The organism is Amycolatopsis sp. NPDC033938 (genome assembly GCF_055575975.1).
The window spans coordinates 74860-93598 of the sequence record NZ_JBVIRO010000018.1 but is presented as its reverse complement, the minus strand read 5'-3'; the positions used below and the strand labels follow the sequence as shown (position 1 = coordinate 93598).

Here is an 18739-nt window from a genome sequence, read left to right as displayed (position 1 = left end):
CGAGCACGGGTATTGTTGGGGGCGTGGCCAGCGAAAACAGACCTCAGGCGGTGCGCTCCGAGTGGTGGCGTGCCGATACTGCGACGCTGCACGCCCGCAAGCAGGAAATCGAGGTGTTGAAGCGGCAGTTGGAGGCGGAGCAGTACGCGATCCTCGCGGAAATCAATTCCCGCGGTGTCCGTGGTTGCTCGGGTCATTCGACGCTGGCGGCGATGATTTTCGAGGACTTCCAGGTCACGGACGCGGAAGCCGGGGCCCGTGCTGACCGGGTTCTGGCGTTGCATCCTGGGCCGTCTATCGGTGGAGATCCTGAGCCGCCGCTGGCGCCGTTGACCGCGGAGGCGGCGGCGGAGGGTGCGATCGGCGGTGCGCAGATCGACGCGATCATCCGCACTCTCGCCCGGATTCCGTCCACGGTGTCGGAGGAGGCAGTGCGGGGCGGGGAGAAAATCCTCGTCGACTTGGCCCGGTGTGCCGGGCCCCGGCAGATCGCCCGCGCCGGACGACGCCTGCTGGACAAGCTGGATCCCGACGGCAAAGAGCCCCGGAGTGAGGACCCCAAGGACACGCGGCCAGAGTTGCGGTTCGTCAAGCACCGTGACGGCACCCTGGGTCTCAAGGCCCGGTTGGATCTGGAGACGTATGCGCGGTTGAAGTCCGACCTGGATCCGATGGCGAAACCACACAAAGCCATCGACGGGGTCCGGGACTCCCGCACCCAGGACGAACGCTACGGAGACGCCTTCACCGACTATGCGCGGTTGAAGACCACCAGCCGGAACCTGCCTGGGCAGGCGGGCGAGGCCACCCACATTCTCGTCACCATGTCCTACGAGGACCTGATCCGGGACATCGGTGAGGCGCATCTGGATCTGGTCGGGCCGATCAGCGCCACCGACGCCCGCATCCTCGCCTGTGATGCCCGTGTCCGGCCCGGTGTTCTCGGGACCGCGGGCGAACCACTGGACATCGGCCGGTCGAAACGGACGGTGTCGCTGGCCCAGAAGTACGCACTCACCCTCCGCGATGGCGGCTGTGCGTTTCCCGGCTGCGACATGCCGGTGCCCCGCTGCACCGCACACCACATCGTTTTCTGGCGGCACCACGGCGAAACGAAGATCGACAATCTCGTGCTCCTGTGCACTCGGCATCACCGGCTGATCCACCACAGCGAATGGAAAGTCCAGATCGCCCAAGACGGGCTGCCGGAGTTCACCCCACCCGCTTATCTCGACCCCACCGGGGCTCCGAGGCGCAACACCATGCACCTCAGGACATAGACCTGCTTGATGTCCCTCTGTGGGCTGAACGCCTCCGTCCGCCGGGGACGGCGGACCCCAGGCACCAGAACATCTCTGGTGCCCCTGTGGGCTGGCCGCGACACGGCGCCGGTTGGGATCACCGAGCATCCCACCGAGGCGGGACCCTCTACCGCACCGCCACCCGACGCGGCCGCGCCGAAGGCAAGAAACACAACGCCGCCCTCATCTGCCTCGCCGACGACGCTGCGACGTCCTCTTCGCCATGCTCCGCAACCGCACCCATTACCAACCCCCACGGCATCAGCCGCTTGAACCTCGCCGCACCGAAGCCTGCGCGTGGCACAATCAACGCTATGTCGACCATCCGAAAGGGCAATGCCGCATAGATCGCCAGCCCGTGTCCGGGCCGATACTCATCGCCGCTGCCGCACTGACGAGCGGATTTTCACGCTTCAGGGCCTCTCACCCCGAGGGCGAGCCAGCATCGCCCGCCTCGAACGCACCCGGCTATGGCCCGGCGCCGCCGCCGAAGCACTTCAAGCTTGGAGACTGTTCGTCCACGAACCCATGCATCGACTCTGGGACCCTCACAGTGGCTGCGGTGTACCGCAATGCTGCCCCGACCCGGCCGAACTGCGACGAACCCTCGACCTTGTTGCACACGCCCTTCCGCCCAAGGATGCCAGAACCTTTCGGCAACAACTCGCAACCCTCGACGAACTCTGGTGACCAGAAACCCGACTCCCAGTTGACAACCAACATAGGAACATCCCCCCGGCAACAGCACCACGTTAGGTAGCTACTGCGGCCCGGTTGTCCCGTCACCAAGTGGAGCGCCGAGGTCAGCCGAAGACTCGACGCTGGATCTCGCGGCGGTAGTCCTGCAGCGTGTTGTCCAGGTGCACGGCGGTGGCCTGTGCCGCGGCTTCCGGGTCGCCGTCCCGGATCGCCCGGTAGATGGCGGCATGCTCCTCGATGGCTCCCTCGGCGTGGCCGCCGACCGTGCCGTTCAGGCCGATGGCGCTGGACTGGCGTTGAAGACGGCGGGCCTCGCGCACGGAGGCGACCAGGAAGTCGTTGTGTGACGCGGCGGCGATGCCGAGGTGGAAGTCGTCGTCGCCGCGATCGAACAGCGCGGCCTGATCGGTCAGGTGGCCCTGGTGGCAGGTTTCGGCGGCGGCTTCGATGGCTCGCAGTTCGGCCGGTGTCGCCCTGGTCGCCGCCAGCCGGCTGGCCGCGGTTTCCTGGACCCGGCGGAACTCGAAGAGCATGTACACGTGGTCCAGGTCGGTGGGCAGGAAGAATCCTCCCCAGCGTGCCGAACCCAGCATGCCGTCGTCGTCCGCGACGTAGAGCCCCCTGCCCTTCTGGGCCCGGATCCGGCCGATGGCCGAGAGGATCTTGACCGCTTCCCGCACCACGGTACGACTCGAGCCCAGCCGGGTGGCCAGGTCGTTCTCGGTGGGCATGCGGTCACCTGGCCGCAGCTTCAGTTCGGCGATGAGGTGCAGGATCCGCTCGGCCACCAGTTCGTAACCAGGCCGGTACCCGCCGGACGAGCCGACATCCTGCTCCCGCGCGGGCGCGACGGCACCGGCCGGTAGGGGCTCACTGTCCACCTGCATGCCTCCTACAACGTAGGACCACCAGAAGAAGTGTGAGTCATCGTCGGACTCCACATGACACTACCTGGCGCCGTCTGTGGACGTTGCCCTCACGACAGGGCCAAACGGACGCGCTGGGTTCCGGTGATCGGTGGATTAGTCAGGTTCATCTCTTGACTGACCGCGTTCGGGCGGCTGTTATGTGTGATCTATGCAAGGTACTCCGTCCCGGCGACCGCACAAAACCCGGCAATGACTCGGTTCGCCTGTCTGCGACACGAAAATGAGTCAGATACATGCTGGAAGCTTGGAGCCCGCGGTGCATCGATCGGCGGGCACCACAACGTAGTGGAGTAGCTCATGACAGCGAAGCTCGACGCGGGCGGCGGAACGAAGTCAAGGAAGGGCCGAAGGCGGACGGCGTTGCTGGCCGGTGGTGCCGCACTGGTCCTGGCCGCGGTCACCGGCTGCGGAAACGGCGGTGTACCCGCGGGCGCGCAGAACGAGTTCACGCCGGTGGAACAGACCGGCGGCAAGCTGACGGTGTGGGTGGATTCGACGCGTCTGGCCGCCGCGCAGCTCTATCAGAAGCAGAACCCTTCGGTGCCGATGGACATCGTCACCTACGACGGTGGCGCCAACGGTTCGAACTACCTGCAGACGAAGGTGAGTCTGTTCAACCGGACCGGAAGTGGCTGGCCGGACGTGGTCTTCAGCTCACAGAACAACGAGACCACCTGGGCTGTGCAAGCGAAGTTCACCGCGCCGCTGAACAAGGGACTGATCCCGCAGCCGCTGCTCGACGGCTGGGCTCCCCGTGCCAACGACCCGTGCCTGGTCGAGGGCACACTTTACTGTCTGCGCAACGACGTGTCCCAGACCGTGCTCTGGTACAACGCGTCCCTGATGAAGCAGTGGGGGTACCAAGTCCCCACGACCTGGGAGCAGTACCAGGCACTCGGTGAGAAGGTCGCCGCCGAACACCCCGGCTACCTGGTCGGCTCCGCAGGCGACACGTTCACCCCGGAAATCTATCTGTGGGCGGGAAAATGCGGCGCCAACCAGATCACCGGGCCCAAGGCCGTCACGGTGAACACCACCAGCCCGGAGTGCACCCGGATGGCATCGCTGCTCGACACGCTGATCAAGAACCGCACGCTGTCCACCAGTAGCGTGTTCAGTTCGGACTTCGGCAAGAACCACGCCGACAAGATCCTGATGATGCCGGGGCCGGCGTGGTACGGAGGCTCGCTGTTCCAGGGCACCTTCAAAGTCCCGCCAGGCCAGACCGCGGTCGCCCCGATGCCGCAGTGGTCCGGCGACGGCAACCCTGCGGTCGGCAATGTCGGCGGTGGCACCTGGCTGCTGTCCGCCCACAGCGCGAATTTGAAGGCGGCCACCGACTTCCTGACCTGGGTGACCACATCGGACGACTACCAGGGCAAGATCGCACCCGGCTATCCGGCATACGGGCCCGCGGCGAAAACCTGGCTGGCGAACCAGAACTCCTCCGGGTACTACGCACACGACATCGCCCCACCGCTGCAAGCCGCGGCGGGCCAGGTGTGGCCGGGCTGGGGTTACGGGCAGTTCAGTCAGGAGGCGATCTGGGCGGCGACGGTCACCCCGGGACTGAACGCCGGCAAGACCATCGTGTCGATGCTTCCGGAATGGCAGAAAGCGATCGCCGACCACGCGCGGTCCGACGGATACCAAGTCAGCCCATGACCTCGCCGTCGAGCGCCGTGGCGCGCCGGCGTGGCCGCGCCGGCTACGGTTTCGTCGCACCCTACGTGGTACTGCTGGCCGGATTCGGTGTCGTGCCGATCGGGTACGCGTTCTACTTCGCCTTCACCGATTCCCAGGGTGGCTTCGTCGGGTTGGCGAATTTCGCCACCGCCGCGAGCGACTTCCGGTTCGTCTCGGCCGTCGGGCATGTCGCGCTTTACCTGGTCTTCTGGTTGGCCACCCTGGTGGTGTTCGTGGTCGGCCTCGCGCTGCTGCTGCACCGCGTGTCCTCCCGCGCCCTCAGCAGGTCCTTGCGTTTCCTGTACTACATTCCCGGCGCACTGGCCGGAGCGGCGAGCGTCCTGGTCTGGCTGTTCCTGCTCGATCCGGCGGTCAGCCCGGTCGGCTTCCTGCTGCGCGCGTTCGGTTTCGACACCTTCGGCCAAGTGGTGGCGCCGGGACACCTGCCGGTCCTGTTCACTCTCATCGCGTTCTGGACCGGTGCCGGCGGGTGGATCGTGGTGCTGTACGGGGCGTTGAACAACATCTCACCGGACCTTGTCGAAGCGGCACGAATCGACGGCGCTGGACCATGGCAGATCGCGCGGCGTATCCAGCTTCCGTTGCTGCGCAAATGGATCGTGTACATGGTGATCCTGGCGTTCGCCGGTGGGACGCAGTTGTTCGTCGAGCCGCAACTGCTGTCACAAGCCAGTGTCGGGGTCGCCGGTCGTGACTATTCGCTCAACCAGCTTTCCTACGACTTCGCCTTTCAGAACGACAACGTCAACACCGCTGCCGCCATCTCGGTCGAGCTGCTGGTGGTCGGGCTCATCGCCGCGGGTCTGTTCGTCACGCGATCGAGGTTCTTCGATGCCGACTGACAGCACTCGCCGCGACCTTCCGAACCCACTGTCCACAGTGGTCCTTGTGTTCTTCCTGCTCTTCTTCGCCCTCCCGGCACTCTGGCTGGTGCTGGCCGCCACCAAGACCGACGACCAGCTCGTGCACGGCAGCCCGCTGTCCTTCGGGTCATGGCAGGCACTACGGGCGAACTGGGAAGCGCTGACAGCGTTCGGGGACAACGCGATCTTCGGCTGGCTGGGCAATTCCGCGCTGTACTCGTGTCTCGCCTTGGTCATCACCCTGTGCGTGGCGATTCCGGCCGGATACGCGCTCGCGATGACCGAGTTCCGCGGTCGGCACACCCTGCTGGTGGCCACCCTCGTGGTGATGCTCATGCCCAACGCGACCCTGGTGGTACCGCTGTTTCTCGAGCTCAACGCGGTCGGCCTGATCGGCTCGGTCTGGTCGATCGTCCTGCCGTACTCGTTCTACCCGTTCGGCGTGTACCTGGCCTACATCTTCTTCACCACCGCGCTGCCGAGGGAACTGCTGGACGCCGCCAGACTCGACGGCTGTTCGGAATTCGGGGTGTTCCGCCGCGTCGCCCTGCCGCTGGCCGCTCCGGTCGTCGCACTGGTCGGTTTCTTCAGCTTCGTGACCAACTGGACCAACTACTTCCTTCCCTACGTCCTGTTGCCCACGAGCGACCGTTTCCCGGTCCAGGTCGGCCTGGGCGAGTTGCTCAACAACGTCCCCCAGTTCAATCCGACCGTCGGCGAACTCGCGGTCCAGCGTCCCCAACTGGCGCTGGCGACGCTGGTCGCCATCATCCCGGTACTCGCCGTCTTCCTTTTCTCCCAACGATTCCTCGTCGCCGGAATGCTGGCCGGCGCGACCAAGGAGTGATCGCCCCGGATGCATCCCCTCATCACCGCCTCGGTGCCCCTGCTCGAGCCGCCGAACTGGGCGATCGCGCAACGTGAACTGTTCGACCTGCTCGACCATGCCTGGCGCCGGTTCGAGCACGACTTCACCGGTGCCGACGGGCAGCTGAACTACCAGGCCGGGCTCACCTCACGCGACGGCGTGGACGACTTCTACGAGACCTTCTTCAACTGGCCCCAGCTCTACCTGCTGGGTGGGGCCGACGACCTCCTGCCCGCGTCCGAATGGCATTGGGAGGGGGTCACCCGCCAGCTCGCCGGACTGGGCATGCTCCACGGCGAGTACGAGCGCGGCTACGACTGGTTCCATCAGGGCGAAAGCCTGCAGATGTTCTACTTCCTGTGTATGGCCGCGCCCGATCGCTGGGCCGAGCGGGCTTTGCGCTTCGCGGAGCTCTACGTCGACCCGGCGCACGGCAACTACGACCCCGAACACCGGATCATCCGCCGGCCGCACAACGGCAGCGATCCGCACCGGGAGGGATTGTTCGACGGCGATTCCTATCCTTGGCTGCCGCAAGAAGCCCGCATGTACGGCTTTCCTCTGGACTGGGTGCTGCCTCCCGGCGAGGACGAACCGCCGCGAGATCGGGACCCGCGCCTCGGCGAGGAGATGCACCGGCGGATGGCGGTGGGTGACACCGCGGTCAACCTGGCGGCCTCGGGGCTCGTCCACAACGCGTTGCTGCTGTCCGGAAAGCAGCGCTATCGGGACTGGATCGCCGATTACGTCGGGGCATGGCGGAAGCGGGCCGACGGCAACGGCGGCATCATCCCCGACAACGTCGGCCCGGACGGCACGGTCGGCGGGTTGCTGGATGGACGCTGGTACGGCGGGCATTACGGCTGGTCCTGGCCGCACGGTTGGTACAGCGTCGGGCACGCCGCGATGGTCGCGGCGTTGGCGGCGGTCGCGGCGACCGGCGACGAGTCCTTTCTCGACCTGGTGCGGCCCGCGCTGGACGAGGTCATCCAACGGGGCAAGACGATGGCGTTCACCGAGGCGGACTCCAGCCTGCGGTCCCGGTGGATCAGGCAACTCGGCGAGGACGTCCACACACCCACCTTGCTCGTACCGTTCCGGCACGACGACCGGGGATGGTTCGACTACAACCCGATGCTGATGTCGGTTCCCGCCGCGCTGTGGCATCACTCGGCCGCACCCGCCGACCGGGAGCGCGTCGAGTCACTGCGCAGAGCCAGCGGTCACGACTGGCGCACCGTGCGACCGTTCCGGCTCAAGGAGGAGGCCGGGCACGAAGAGCCCTGGTTCGCCTTCCTCGCCGGGGACAACCCCGAGTACCCGGAACGGATACTGGCCGCCGCGCAGGCGCAGGTGCGGCACCGGCTCGCCAGGATGGAGCGCCACCGGGACCATGACGTGTCCGAGGCCGACATCCACCTGTGGCAGCAGTCGAATCCCGTCGTCACCGAGGCACTGGTGCAACTCACGTGGGGTGGCCCGCAGGTGATCTACAACGGTGGTTTGCAGCAGGCTCGGGTGCGTTACTACGACGCCGAAGCCCTGCGGCCCGGCCTGCCGCCCTCGGTGGCGGCGCTCGTGTCGAGCATCGAGCCGGAGGCGACCATGGTCGAGCTGGTCAATCTCGATCCGGGAACGGCGCGTTCCGTTGTCGTGCAGGCGGGGGCGTTCGCCGAGCACTCCATCCGCTCCGTGCGGCACACCGTCTGCGAGGACTCGTCTTGGCTCGGCGACCTGTACGACTACGGACATCGTCAGCCGACGGTGACTTCGGTGTCCACACAGGTCGGCGGGCCGTGGCTCGGCGTCGAGTTGCCTCCCTCCACTCGTGTCCGCTTGACGCTGTGTCTCGACCTGCGAGACCAGCCTCCGTCCTACCGCACACCCTTCGACGGTCGTGAGTGGCGATTCGGGGTGTAACACGAATCGCCACTCACGACCGACCCTCTCTCGATGACCACTTCCTGCAACGTCGCACGAGAACGGTCGGTGTCATGTCCACCAAAAGATACAAGTTCACGCTGCCGCTCCGCCGCCTCCTCGGTGTATTGATGACGGCGGCCCTGATGTCCGCCGTCGCGCTCGTCAGTGCGTCGCCCGCCGTCGCCGACACGAGTCAGTTCAGAGGTATGAACTGGGCTCGGAAAGGCGACAACTTCACGACCGGCACCCTCGTGCTGGAAGGGTTGAACGGATCTGACAGTTACGCGACCGTCCGGGCCAAGGCCGACGCGATCTACGCCGGCATGGAGAACCTGCTCGGCGTCAACACCGTCCGGCTGCCCGTCAACACCCACACCGTCGGTTCATCCTGGTGGAACGCCTACCGCGGCGCCATCGACGCCGCGACCGGCCGCGGCTTCAAGGTCATCCTCGCCTACTGGGAGGACGGGGCCGCCTCGGGTGGCCGCATCACCAACATGGCCGCTTTCAACTCGATGTGGGACACCGTGATCGCCCAGTACGGCGGTAACGGCCTGGTGCACTTCGAGCCGATGAACGAACCGCACGGATACGGTGCGAGCGAATGGTTGAACGTCGCCGCCAACTGGATCAGCGCGCGCCCGTCGATTCCGCGAGGCCGAATTCTCATCGGCGGCACGGGTTTCAGCCAGGATCTCAGGCCCGTGTGTGCTGACAGCCGTTTCGCCGGAACCCTGCTGTCCTTCCATTTCTACGCATTCTTCTACGGGCAGCACGATTACGCAGGCTGGCGCGATCTCGCGCAGACCCGGCTGGGCAGTTGTGCCTCCCGTGCGGTCGTGACCGAATTCGGTGCGCCGATGGACACCGGTCTCGACTACGGAAACGCGAACAGTTCCGACAACTTCGTCCGGTATCTCCGCGCCATCACCGACACCATGCGCGACCGCGTTATGGGAGGGACCTATTGGCCGGCGCTCGGCGGTAAGGTCACCGCCGGGCAGACCTACGACTGGTACTCCATGTTCGCGCTCCACGGCAGCGGCACCGGGCTCTCGCTGAGCCTTCGCAACACCAGCGGCGCCGACCGGCTGCGGCACGCCTGGGGTGACAACGGAAGCCCTGGCACGCCGGTCGCCGCCATCGCGAACCGGAACTCCGGCAAATGCGTCGACGTGGTGAGCGCCTCGACCGCCGACGGTGCCGAGATCATCCAATGGGACTGCCATGGCGGGACGAACCAGCAGTGGGAAGCGCGCCCCGCCGCCGATGGTCACGTCCAGCTCGTCTCAAGGCATTCCGGAAAATGCCTGGATATCAGCGGCGCTTCGACCGCGAACAACGCCAGGATCGTCCTCTGGTCCTGCAATGGTAGGACCAATCAACAGTGGCAGCTACGCGACGCCGACGGCTACCTCGAGATCGTCGCCCGTCACTCGGGCCGGTGCCTGGACGTCGTCGGTTCCTCGACGGCGAACGGTGCCCGGCTCCAGCAGTACGACTGCCGGGGTGCCACCAGCCAGCACTGGCGCCGCTGACCTGATCGCTGTCCCGGCCGCGCCGCTCGGACGCGGCCGGGACAGCTGTCCATAAGGGACACTTGTGCTACCGCAGGGCCCACTGCTGGTTCGTTCCACCGTGACACGACCAGAGCTGGATCACGGTGCCGTTCGCGGTCCCGTTGCCACTGGCGTCCAGGCACAGTCCGGATTGCCCGCCGGTGATGGTGCCATCGGCGTTGACGTTCCACTGCTGGTTGACCCCGCTGTGACAGTCCCAGATGATCGCCGCGGTGCCGTCGACGGTTCCCTGTCCCGACGCGTCGAGACACTTGTTGCCGTATACCACCAGCTGCTTCGCGGAGGTGTAGGTCCATCTCTGGTTGACGGCACCGGTGCAGTCCCGCAGCTGTGTCCTGGCACCGTTGGCCGTGCTTCCGCCACCGACCTCGACGCAGCGGCCCGACTGTCCGCCCACGATCGTGCCTGCCTGTGGCTCGCCGCTGCCCCGCGGGCCGGCGTTCGCCATCACGGCCTGTGCGCCGGACGGCCAGTTCCCATTGGTCACGGTGACGTTGCCGGACACGACGTTGCCGCGGTCGCCGTTCGACACGTTGGTGCTGCCGTTGGTCGACCAGTTGTCGGTGACGGTCCAGTTGCCCATGTTCTCGCCGCCCCAGTAGTTGGCGGTGGCCCAGGTTCCCGTGGCGGAGAAGACGTTGTTCGTCGCGGTGTAGTACCGGGAGCCTTCGTCGAAGTAGATGCCGAAGTAACCGTTGGTCCGCAGGCAGTGGTTGCCGCTGATCGTCGCGTTCGGGTTCCACCCCAGCGTGTAGATGCAGCCACCGTCGTTCATTTGCTGCATGACGTCGTGTATGTAGTTGCCGACGAGCCGGTTGCCGGACGCGGTGGTCGGCGTCGAGTACCGCGGCTGGTAGTTGTACAGGCCGCGGTTGGCGTAGTGGTTGCTGCCGCCCGCGTCGTTGCTGCCCCAGCCGTATCCGATCGACATGCCGGAGTACGGCATGTTGTAGACCTCGTTGTGGGACACGTCGGTGGTCGTGACGTAGGTGGTCAGTACCGAGACGTTGCCGCGGTACTCCAGGCCGAGGTCGTGGACGCGGTTGTCGCTGATGGTGATGTTCCGGTTGACCATCCGCGGATCGCCGGGATGGTGCGCGTCGGCCCGGACGCCACCGACCACGAAACCGCCCGCGGAGTTGCGGGCGATCTCCGATCCGGTGACCTTGATGTCGCTCGCGCCGAGACCGACTCCGCTGGCGTGGGCGTTGGCGTCGTTGCCGATGCCGATGGCCGTCTGTCCCAGGTTGACGAACGCGGAGCCGCTGAAGGTGATGCCGCGGGCGGCGGACACCTGCACGGCGGCGGGCATCTGGTTCCAGTGCGGCCGAGCCGCCTCGAACTGCTGGCAACCGTTCTGGCAGGACGTCAGCCGGTCGGCGGGCCAGTTCCAGTTGCCCGCGAGGTAGGCGCCGGTCTGCTGGTCCGCGTATCCCTGGTTGCTGCTGGGACCGCGCCAGCTCGTCCCGGTGAACGTGATGCCGCTGAACGTGATGTCGTGCGCGGGCGCGTCATAGGTGCCCCCGACGTTCACCAGCGACTGCAACACCGGTAGCTCCACACTGACGTCGCTCATGTTCTGTCCTGGCAGCGGGGTGTAGTACAGCGTGCCGGTCCCTGGGTTGACGTACCACTCACCAGGCGAGTCGAGGAACTCGTAGGCGTTGGCCAGATAGAACGGACCGGCCCGGTGCGGGGCCGCGACCGTGTCGTAGCCGAAGGTGTTGTTGTTCCACGCGGGTTGCTGCATCGTGATGGCGTTCCCGCTGATGCTCTGCACCGGCGAGTACCGGTCGGTGAACGAGTTGACGCTCTCCACCTCGACCCGGTTCTGGCCGGCCAGGCCGTTCAGGTAGCTCAGCGCGGAGCTGGAGAAGGTCATGCCCGTGCTGGTGAAAGTGAACAAGGACCGGTTCACCTGGGTACGCGCGCGGGTGGCGATCGCGCCGTCGACGTACAACTGCCGGGTATCGGTACCGGCACCCACGTTCGCACGCCAGATGTTCTTCCCCGCGTCGGCGATCGACCAGCCGGTGACCGCGCGGGCGCCACTGATCACGGGACGGGCGGACGTGGCCGCCCGCCACACGACACGGTGACCGTTGTTGCCGGAGTCCGCCGCGGTCAGCCGCAGCGGCTCGGAAAGCCGGTACACCCCGCCTGCCAGCTCCACGACGAGGTCACCGGACATCGCGCCGGTGAGCGACCGCACCGCGGCCTGTGCGGCCGCCAACGAGCATGGAGCGGCGGCGGAGCAACCGGCGCCGGTGCCGGACGGGGACGCGTGAAGAGTGGTCGTGGCCGCGGAAGCGGAAGGGACCGGGGCCACCACGGCCATCGCGGCGGTCAAGGCCGCGGTCACCACGGACACGGACACCGATCTCCGTGACGTGGAGGAAGAGGACGCGAACACAGGATCTCCTTCAAAGCCGGATCGGCCCCCACACCCGGCGAGGGGTGAGGGCGCCGACCCGGCTGGGGTAGGACCGCGTGAGGTGATCAGCGCTGCAGGGTCAGCACGCCCGGTCGGTAGGGCAGGAGGCCGTAGTCGCCGCCGGAGTTGGGGTCACGTCCCTGGTAGAGGAGCTGCAAGTTACAGGCATCGATGGTCTTGGTCTGGTCGGCGGTGCTGCGGATCAGGTCGCCGTGGCTGATGTCGTTGGTCCAGGTGGCGCCACTGTTGGCCTTGCCGGCGAACGGGTTGCTCTCCGTGGCGGCCTGCGGTGTCCACGTACCGCCCAGGCTGCTGGACGTGAACGAGCGGAAGAAGCGCCCGTTGCGGCCCATCGCCTCGACGATCATGAGGTATTGGTTCTGGCCCTTGACCTTGTAGACCTCGACCGCTTCGAACAGGTTGGCCTGGGTGTCGCTCATGATGGTCGTGTAGGACGAGCCGAAGTTGCCGGGGAAGTTCCCGAGGGGCATCGTCGAACGGTAGATCTTGCCGTTGTCACCGGCGAAGAACAGGTACATGTTCGTGTCGTCGGCGATGAGGGTCTGGTCGATGGGTCCGGTGCCGGAGCCGGAGATGCTCGCGGTGGAGAGCGTCTGCGGAGCCGACCAGCCATTCGGGTTGGTGGGGTCGGTCGACGTCTTGTAGCTGAACGCTGTCCCGCCCCATTGGTAGGCGAGTACCCAGATGTTCTTCGGGGCGAAGTACAACAGCGTGGGTGCGACGGTGCCGGAGTTCATCGCGTTCTGGCCTGCCGAGGCCATGTCGGACCAGTTCGTGAAGGTCGTGAAGTTCATCGAGCCCCAGCTGGTCCCCGTGTCGTGCGTCGTCCCGTAGACCAGGTGCTTGCCGTTGTAGGGGACGCTGGTGAAGTCCTTGAGTGAGACCCACCCCGGCCTCGGCGTGGCCAGCGCTCCCGTCGACGACCAGCGATACGTCGACGGAAGAGCGCATCCGCTGGGTGTGTCGCCCAGGCGGACGAGTTGCCACTGCTGGTTGGACCGGTTCTGGTCGCCGTACTGGACGGCGGCTGCTCCGTCCGCGGTCGACGAGCCGGTCACCTCCACGGCTTTGCCGCTGTTGCGGTTGATCAGCCTGGCGTAGCCGCCGTCGGAGTCGGCGAGGCGGAATTGCTGGTTGGTTCCGTTGAGGTCGCTCCACTGCTGGACTTTCCCGCCGTCGGCGGTCGAGAAGTTGTCGACGTCGAGCACCTTGCCGGAGTTCTTCGACTTCAGCCGGTAGTAGCCGCCGCCGGAGTCCACGAACTGCCACTGCTGGTTGGCTCCGTCGTGGCGAGACCACTGTTGGACCACCGCGCCGTCGGCGGTGGAAACGCCGGCGACGTCCAGCGCTTTGCCGCTGTTGCGGTTGACCAGGACGTACCACGCGTTCGTGTCGACGGTCGCCGCCGACGCGGTGGTGGTGTTGAACGCGACCGCCGCGGAAGCCGCGAGGACGGTCGTGAGCAGGGTGATCAGCGTGCGCGCCCCACGGCCGCGCCGGGCGCGATCCCTACGGCGGGGTGCCGCCCGGAGTGGCCCGGCCGGCGGAGCTTGACCCATCGAATTCATGGTGATTCTCCTTCAGTGTCAGGGAATGGCGAGTTCGAGGCGGTGCGCCGTCACCGCTGGATCGGCGCGCCTCAGCGAAGTCCTGCCATGGCAAGGGGTTGGTGAAGTTCGCGGCCGGCAGGGCGAAACGGTTGTCGCCGCCTGCGTTGGACGGAGTTCGCGGCCTGCTCGGCCAGTGTGCCTGGACCGTCCTCAATGGATGGAGCGGCGGTGTCCCCGAGCTTGGTCATCGGATTCGTTCGCATCGAAACCCCTGGCGTCATCGTTGACGGGCGGTCGGGGCTGCGGCAGCTCGACCGGGTGGGAGCAAAACCTGGGCGCGACTTGACTTCGGGCAAATGTAGCGCCGCCGGCCAAGGCCAGTCAACGTGAGAAGTGAGCGTTAACAGTCATTGCCACCGATTGTACGAATCCGAAGATCGTTGCTGTGCCTCGATAATCACGGCTTACGAGATCGACCAGGGCGGCTGCCGTGCTCTCCGGCGCGTGCCCGCTGTGAGCGTGAACAGTGAAAGTTTCAGTGGCGGCCTCATTGTCCGAGGCCTGCCACGCCTATCGTGCGACAGTCCGGTGAACGTGGGGCGCGGTGCTGGACCGGACGATCAGTTCGGTCGGCACACTGATGGCGCCCGCCGTGCCCACGTCGGTGATCTCGGCGAGCAGCGCGGCCACCGCCCGTTTTCCGACCTCGTCGAACGACTGCCGGACGGTGGTGAGCGGTGGCCAGAAGTGTGCGGCCTCGTCCATGTCGTCGAAGCCGACCACGCTCACGTCGCGGGGGACCGACCGGCCCTTTTCGTGAAGCGCCCGCAGCAGGCCGAGCGCCATCTGGTCGTTGGCGGCGAAGACGGCCGTGACCTCCGGATCGCCCGCCAGCCGGACGCCGTGTTCGTAGCCGGACCGTGACGACCAGTCGCCGATGAGTGGCGGCGGCACTTCCCGGCCGTACTCGTCGAGCGTGTCCTGCCACGACTTCCGGCGTTGTTCGGCGGCGTAGGACTCGGGTGGCCCGGCGACGTGCCAGACGGTCTCGTGCCCGAGGTCGAGCAGATGCCGGGTCGCGGCGATGGCGCCGGAGGCCTGGTCGAAGTCGACGACCGGATGGTCGCGGCGTCCGCCGGCGTCGATGACGACGACGGGTAGCCCGTGGGGCAGCTCGATCTCGCTCTGGTCCAGCTCGTGCTGTTCGATGAGGATGATGACGCCGTCGACGGCCTGTTCGTTCAGCCTGCTGAAGGCGCCCGACACCTCGCCTTGGGACGGTCTGGTCACGGGCATGAGGACGATCGAGAACCCCTCGTCGGCGGCCGCGGTCGCGACGGCGTCGAGTGTGCGGCTGTTGCCGAAGGTCGACAGCGCCGAGATGATGACGCCGATGCTGCGGAACCGGCCGTTACGCAGCGCGCGGGCGGCGCTGTTGGGGCGGTAGCCCACGCGCCGCATCGCCGCGAGCACGCGTTCACGGGTCGCCTCGTCGACGTTCGACTTCCCGTTCGCGACCCGGGAGACGGTCTGGCCGGACACTCCGGCCTCTCTGGCGACGTCGGCCATCGATGGTCCGCGTCCGGCCACAGTGGTCTCCTCGGAGGGGTTCTGGACATGTTTACGTCAACACGATAGCCTCCGCCGCACTGATGTTGACGTAAACATTCCGCCGAGTCGCGATATCGCTCGGTGAGTCCGGAGAGACGATGACGTCCACCGCGGTCGCGCCCACCCCGGCGCCGCCCCGCCGCACGGCCACCATGCGCCGCCGACGCCGCAACTGGCGAGGCTGGCTTTTCGTCGCCCCGTTCATGCTGGTCTTCGCGCTGACCTTCCTGGCGCCGATCGTCTACGCGTTCGTCCTGAGCCTCTTCCGTGATCAGGCCTTCTTCGGCGGCACGACGTTCGTCGGCGCGGCCAACTACGCGCAGGTGCTCGGCGACCCGAAGTTCTGGGACTCCTTCCAGCGGGTGCTGGTGTTCCTCGCCGTACAGGTCCCGATCATGCTGGTGCTCGCGCTGATCGCGGCGCTGGCGATCGACAGCGCCCGGCTGCACGCGTCCGGCTTCTTCCGGGTCGTGATCTTCCTGCCGTACGCCGTGCCCGCCGTGGTCGCGGCGCTGATGTGGGGCTTCATCTACGGCGACCACTTCGGACTGGCGGCCGACCTGAATCACCTGCTCGGCCGCGACGTGGTGAAACCGTTGTCGGACAACTGGATGCTCGCGTCCATCGGCAACGTCGTCACCTGGGAGTTCGTGGGCTACAACATGCTCATCTTCTACTCCGCGCTCAAGGTGATCCCCAAGGAGCAGTTCGAGGCGGCGGCGATCGACGGCGCGGGCGCGTTCCGCACCATCCTGAGCGTGAAGCTGCCCGCGCTGCGCGGGGCGATCGTCATCGCGACGATCTTCTCGATCATCGGCAGCTTCCAGCTGTTCAACGAGCCGAACATCATGCGCACCCTGGAGCCCAACGTGATCGGCACCTTCTACACGCCGAACATGTACGCCTACAACCTTTCCTTCAACGGACAGCAGTACAACTATTCCGCGACCGTCGCGATCGTGATGGGCGTGATCACCGCGATCATCGCCTACGTCGTGCAGCTGCGCGGTTCCCGGAAAGAGATGTGATGGCCACGTTTTCGGTGACGCGGCCCCGTAAGTCGCGTGTCCTCACCGCCGTGATGGCGCTGTACCTGATCTACACGCTCGTACCGCTCGTGTGGCTGGTGATCAACGCGACCAAAACGCAGCCCGCCCTGTTCACCACCTCGGGACTGGCGTTCGGCGGCCCGTTCGCGCTGTTCGAGAACATCGGCGAAACGTTCACCTACGACAACGGGATCTTCCTGCGCTGGCTGGGGAACACGCTGCTCTACGTCATCGTCGGCGCCGGGGGAGCGACCATCCTCGCCACCGCCGCGGGCTACGGACTGGCCAAATACCGCTTTCCCGGCCGCCGCGCGGTGTTCGCGGTCGTACTCGGCGCGGTCGCCGTCCCCACCACGGCGCTCGCGGTGCCGACCTTCCTGATGTTCAGCAAGCTCGGCCTCACCAACAACCCGCTGGCGATCATCATCCCGTCGCTGATCAGCCCGTTCGGCCTGTACCTGATCTGGGTGTACGCCGCCGACGCGATCCCGGACGAGTTGCTGGAGGCGGCACGGATCGACGGGGCAGGGGAGATCCGGATCTTCCTCACCGTGACCCTGCGCCAGCTGGCGCCCGGCATCGTCACCGTCGCGCTGTTCACCATGGTGTCCACTTGGAACAACTACTTCCTGCCGCTGATCATGCTCAGCGAACCGAAGTGGTATCCGCTCACCGTGGGGCTCAACCAGTGGAGCGCGCAGGCTTCCGGCGCCGGGGCACAGCCGGTGTACCACCTGGTGCTGACCGGTTCGCTGCTCACCATCATCCCGCTCGTCCTCGCCTTCCTGCTCATGCAGCGCTACTGGCAGTCCGGCCTCAGCGCGGGCAGCGTCAAGCAATGAACACCGTCCCGAAAGGACACTCGATGCCACGCATCCACAGAAGCGTCAAAGCGGTCGTCGCCGTGACACTGGCCGCGGCGCTGGCCGTCGGCTGTTCCTCCGGCGCGGGCGGCCCGGCCACCGCCACCGGGACACAGGACTCGGTCGACGCCGCGCTGAAGGCAGGCGGCACGATCACCTACTGGAGCTGGACCCCGTCGGCCAAGGACCAGGTCGCGGCGTTCGAGAAGGAATACCCGAACGTCAAGGTCAACTACGTCAACGCCGGCACCAACAAGGAGCAGTACACCAAACTGCAGAACGCGATCAAGGCAGGCACCGGCGGACCCGACGTCGCGCAGATCGAGTACTACGCACTGCCGCAGTTCGCCCTGACCGAGTCGCTGGCCAACCTCGACCAGTACGGCTTCGGCGCGTTCGAGAAGGACTACTCGCCCTCGACCTGGTCCAGCGTCCGGGTGAATAACGGCCTATACGGCCTCCCGCAGGACTCCGGTCCGATGGCGCTCTTCTACAACAAAGAAGTCTTCGACGCCAACGGTATCGCCGTGCCCAAGACCTGGGAGGAATACGTCGCCGCGGGCAAGAAGCTGCACGCTGCCGACCCCGGCAAGTACATCACCTCCGACACCGGCGACCCCGGTTTCGCCAGCAGCATGATCTGGCAGGCCGGCGGCAAGCCGTTCACCGCCGACGGCCGGAACGTGAAGATCAACCTGGCCGACGCCGGTACCAAGAAGTGGACCGCGATGTGGAACCAGCTGGTCGAGGGCAAGCTGCTCGCCCCGATCAAGGAGTGGTCCGACGACTGGTTCCGCGCACTCGGTGACGGCACCATCGCCTCGCTGGTCACCGGCGCCTGGATGCCGGGTAACTTCAAATCCTCGGTCCCCGGTGGTGCCGGGAAATGGGCGGTGGCGCCGATGCCGACCTACGACGGTGGACAGCCGGTCACCGCGGAGAACGGCGGCAGCACACAGTCGGTCCTGAAGCAGAGCGGCAACCCGGCGCTGGCCGCGGCGTTCGTCCGCTGGCTCAACCACGGCAACGGCGTCAAGCCGTTCATCGCCAGTGGCGGTTTCCCCGCCACCACGGCCGACCTGAGCTCGCCCGCCTTCCTCGACGAGGCCAATCCTTACTTCGGCGGGCAGAAGATCAACCAGGTGCTCACCGAGGCGTCGAAGAACGTCGCCAAGGGCTGGACGTACCTGCCGTACCAGACCTACGCCAACAGCGTCTTCAGCGACACCGTCGGCAAGGCCTACCTCAACGGCACCTCGCTCGATGCCGGACTCAACGCCTGGCAGCAGGCGCTCGTGGACTACGGCAACCAGCAGGGCTTCACCGTCAGCGCGGGGTGAG

General features: G+C 66.5%; 13 protein-coding genes. 9 read left to right on the top strand and 4 right to left on the bottom strand.

The features are described from left to right. The first annotated feature begins 23 nt into the window (after positions 1-23). A complete protein-coding gene (locus ACZ5ZX_RS33270) occupies positions 24-1280 on the top strand; it encodes an HNH endonuclease signature motif containing protein (protein WP_465505951.1) in 1257 nt (418 codons plus the stop codon). Between the two features lie 824 nt (positions 1281-2104). Here ACZ5ZX_RS33270 and ACZ5ZX_RS33265 read toward each other — a convergent pair. Continuing rightward, positions 2105-2881, bottom strand: a complete 777-nt coding sequence (locus tag ACZ5ZX_RS33265) for a FadR/GntR family transcriptional regulator (RefSeq protein ID WP_465505950.1) — start codon at positions 2879-2881, stop codon at positions 2105-2107. A 345-nt stretch (positions 2882-3226) separates the two neighbouring features. Between ACZ5ZX_RS33265 and ACZ5ZX_RS33260 the strand changes: the two genes are divergently transcribed. The 5 genes from ACZ5ZX_RS33260 (at position 3227) to ACZ5ZX_RS33240 (ending at position 9828) form a co-directional block, all read left to right on the top strand. Beyond that, positions 3227-4594, top strand: coding sequence for an ABC transporter substrate-binding protein (locus ACZ5ZX_RS33260; protein ID WP_465505949.1), 1368 nt, complete (start codon positions 3227-3229; stop codon positions 4592-4594). Beyond that, positions 4591-5478, top strand: coding sequence for a carbohydrate ABC transporter permease (locus ACZ5ZX_RS33255; RefSeq protein WP_465505948.1), 888 nt, complete (start codon positions 4591-4593; stop codon positions 5476-5478). Before ACZ5ZX_RS33260 ends, ACZ5ZX_RS33255 begins: the two co-directional genes overlap by 4 nt. Further along, positions 5468-6346 (top strand): carbohydrate ABC transporter permease, encoded by an 879-nt coding sequence (locus ACZ5ZX_RS33250; RefSeq protein WP_465505947.1) that lies wholly within the window; start codon positions 5468-5470, stop codon positions 6344-6346. Before ACZ5ZX_RS33255 ends, ACZ5ZX_RS33250 begins: the two co-directional genes overlap by 11 nt. A gap of 9 nt (positions 6347-6355) precedes the next feature. After that, positions 6356-8287 (top strand): DUF8034 domain-containing protein, encoded by a 1932-nt coding sequence (locus ACZ5ZX_RS33245; RefSeq protein ID WP_465505946.1) that lies wholly within the window; start codon positions 6356-6358, stop codon positions 8285-8287. A gap of 74 nt (positions 8288-8361) precedes the next feature. Next, positions 8362-9828 carry an RICIN domain-containing protein gene (locus tag ACZ5ZX_RS33240; RefSeq protein ID WP_465505945.1) on the top strand — a complete coding sequence of 489 codons (1467 nt, stop codon included), beginning with the start codon at positions 8362-8364 and terminating at the stop codon, positions 9826-9828. Between the two features lie 67 nt (positions 9829-9895). On the opposite strand, the gene ACZ5ZX_RS33235 is transcribed toward ACZ5ZX_RS33240, so the two are convergent. The 3 genes from ACZ5ZX_RS33235 to ACZ5ZX_RS33225 all read right to left on the bottom strand — a co-directional run bounded on the left by ACZ5ZX_RS33235 (position 9896) and on the right by ACZ5ZX_RS33225 (position 15444). Next, positions 9896-12247 (bottom strand): RICIN domain-containing protein, encoded by a 2352-nt coding sequence (locus tag ACZ5ZX_RS33235; protein WP_465505944.1) that lies wholly within the window; start codon positions 12245-12247, stop codon positions 9896-9898. 122 nt (positions 12248-12369) lie between these two features. Next, on the bottom strand, positions 12370-13893 hold the full coding sequence (locus tag ACZ5ZX_RS33230; protein WP_465505943.1) for a non-reducing end alpha-L-arabinofuranosidase family hydrolase: 1524 nt from the start codon (positions 13891-13893) through the stop codon (positions 12370-12372). A 552-nt stretch (positions 13894-14445) separates the two neighbouring features. Continuing rightward, positions 14446-15444, bottom strand: a complete 999-nt coding sequence (locus ACZ5ZX_RS33225; protein ID WP_465506010.1) for a LacI family DNA-binding transcriptional regulator — start codon at positions 15442-15444, stop codon at positions 14446-14448. Positions 15445-15584: 140 nt separating this feature from the next. Between ACZ5ZX_RS33225 and ACZ5ZX_RS33220 the strand changes: the two genes are divergently transcribed. The 3 genes from ACZ5ZX_RS33220 to ACZ5ZX_RS33210 are packed head-to-tail and all read left to right on the top strand — an operon-like array spanning position 15585 to position 18738. After that, positions 15585-16514 (top strand): carbohydrate ABC transporter permease, encoded by a 930-nt coding sequence (locus ACZ5ZX_RS33220; RefSeq protein WP_465505942.1) that lies wholly within the window; start codon positions 15585-15587, stop codon positions 16512-16514. Further along, positions 16514-17377, top strand: coding sequence for a carbohydrate ABC transporter permease (locus tag ACZ5ZX_RS33215; RefSeq protein WP_465505941.1), 864 nt, complete (start codon positions 16514-16516; stop codon positions 17375-17377). The genes ACZ5ZX_RS33220 and ACZ5ZX_RS33215 overlap by 1 nt, the downstream gene beginning before the upstream one ends. A 23-nt stretch (positions 17378-17400) precedes the next feature. Continuing rightward, positions 17401-18738 carry an ABC transporter substrate-binding protein gene (locus ACZ5ZX_RS33210; protein ID WP_465505940.1) on the top strand — a complete coding sequence of 446 codons (1338 nt, stop codon included), beginning with the start codon at positions 17401-17403 and terminating at the stop codon, positions 18736-18738. Position 18739: the final 1 nt, after the last annotated feature.

Excerpts from the sequence above, each read along its gene's own strand:
- ACZ5ZX_RS33260 (WP_465505949.1), top strand. The coding sequence starts at position 3,227 with ATGACAGCGAAGCTCGACGCGGGCGGCGGAACGAAGTCAAGGAAGGGC.
- ACZ5ZX_RS33255 (WP_465505948.1), top strand. The coding sequence starts at position 4,591 with ATGACCTCGCCGTCGAGCGCCGTGGCGCGCCGGCGTGGCCGCGCCGGC.
- ACZ5ZX_RS33250 (WP_465505947.1), top strand. The coding sequence starts at position 5,468 with ATGCCGACTGACAGCACTCGCCGCGACCTTCCGAACCCACTGTCCACA.
- ACZ5ZX_RS33245 (WP_465505946.1), top strand. The coding sequence starts at position 6,356 with ATGCATCCCCTCATCACCGCCTCGGTGCCCCTGCTCGAGCCGCCGAAC.
- ACZ5ZX_RS33240 (WP_465505945.1), top strand. The coding sequence starts at position 8,362 with ATGTCCACCAAAAGATACAAGTTCACGCTGCCGCTCCGCCGCCTCCTC.
- ACZ5ZX_RS33230 (WP_465505943.1), bottom strand. The coding sequence starts at position 13,893 with ATGAATTCGATGGGTCAAGCTCCGCCGGCCGGGCCACTCCGGGCGGCA.
- ACZ5ZX_RS33225 (WP_465506010.1), bottom strand. The coding sequence starts at position 15,444 with ATGGCCGACGTCGCCAGAGAGGCCGGAGTGTCCGGCCAGACCGTCTCC.
- ACZ5ZX_RS33220 (WP_465505942.1), top strand. The coding sequence starts at position 15,585 with ATGACGTCCACCGCGGTCGCGCCCACCCCGGCGCCGCCCCGCCGCACG.
- ACZ5ZX_RS33215 (WP_465505941.1), top strand. The coding sequence starts at position 16,514 with ATGGCCACGTTTTCGGTGACGCGGCCCCGTAAGTCGCGTGTCCTCACC.
- ACZ5ZX_RS33210 (WP_465505940.1), top strand. The coding sequence starts at position 17,401 with ATGCCACGCATCCACAGAAGCGTCAAAGCGGTCGTCGCCGTGACACTG.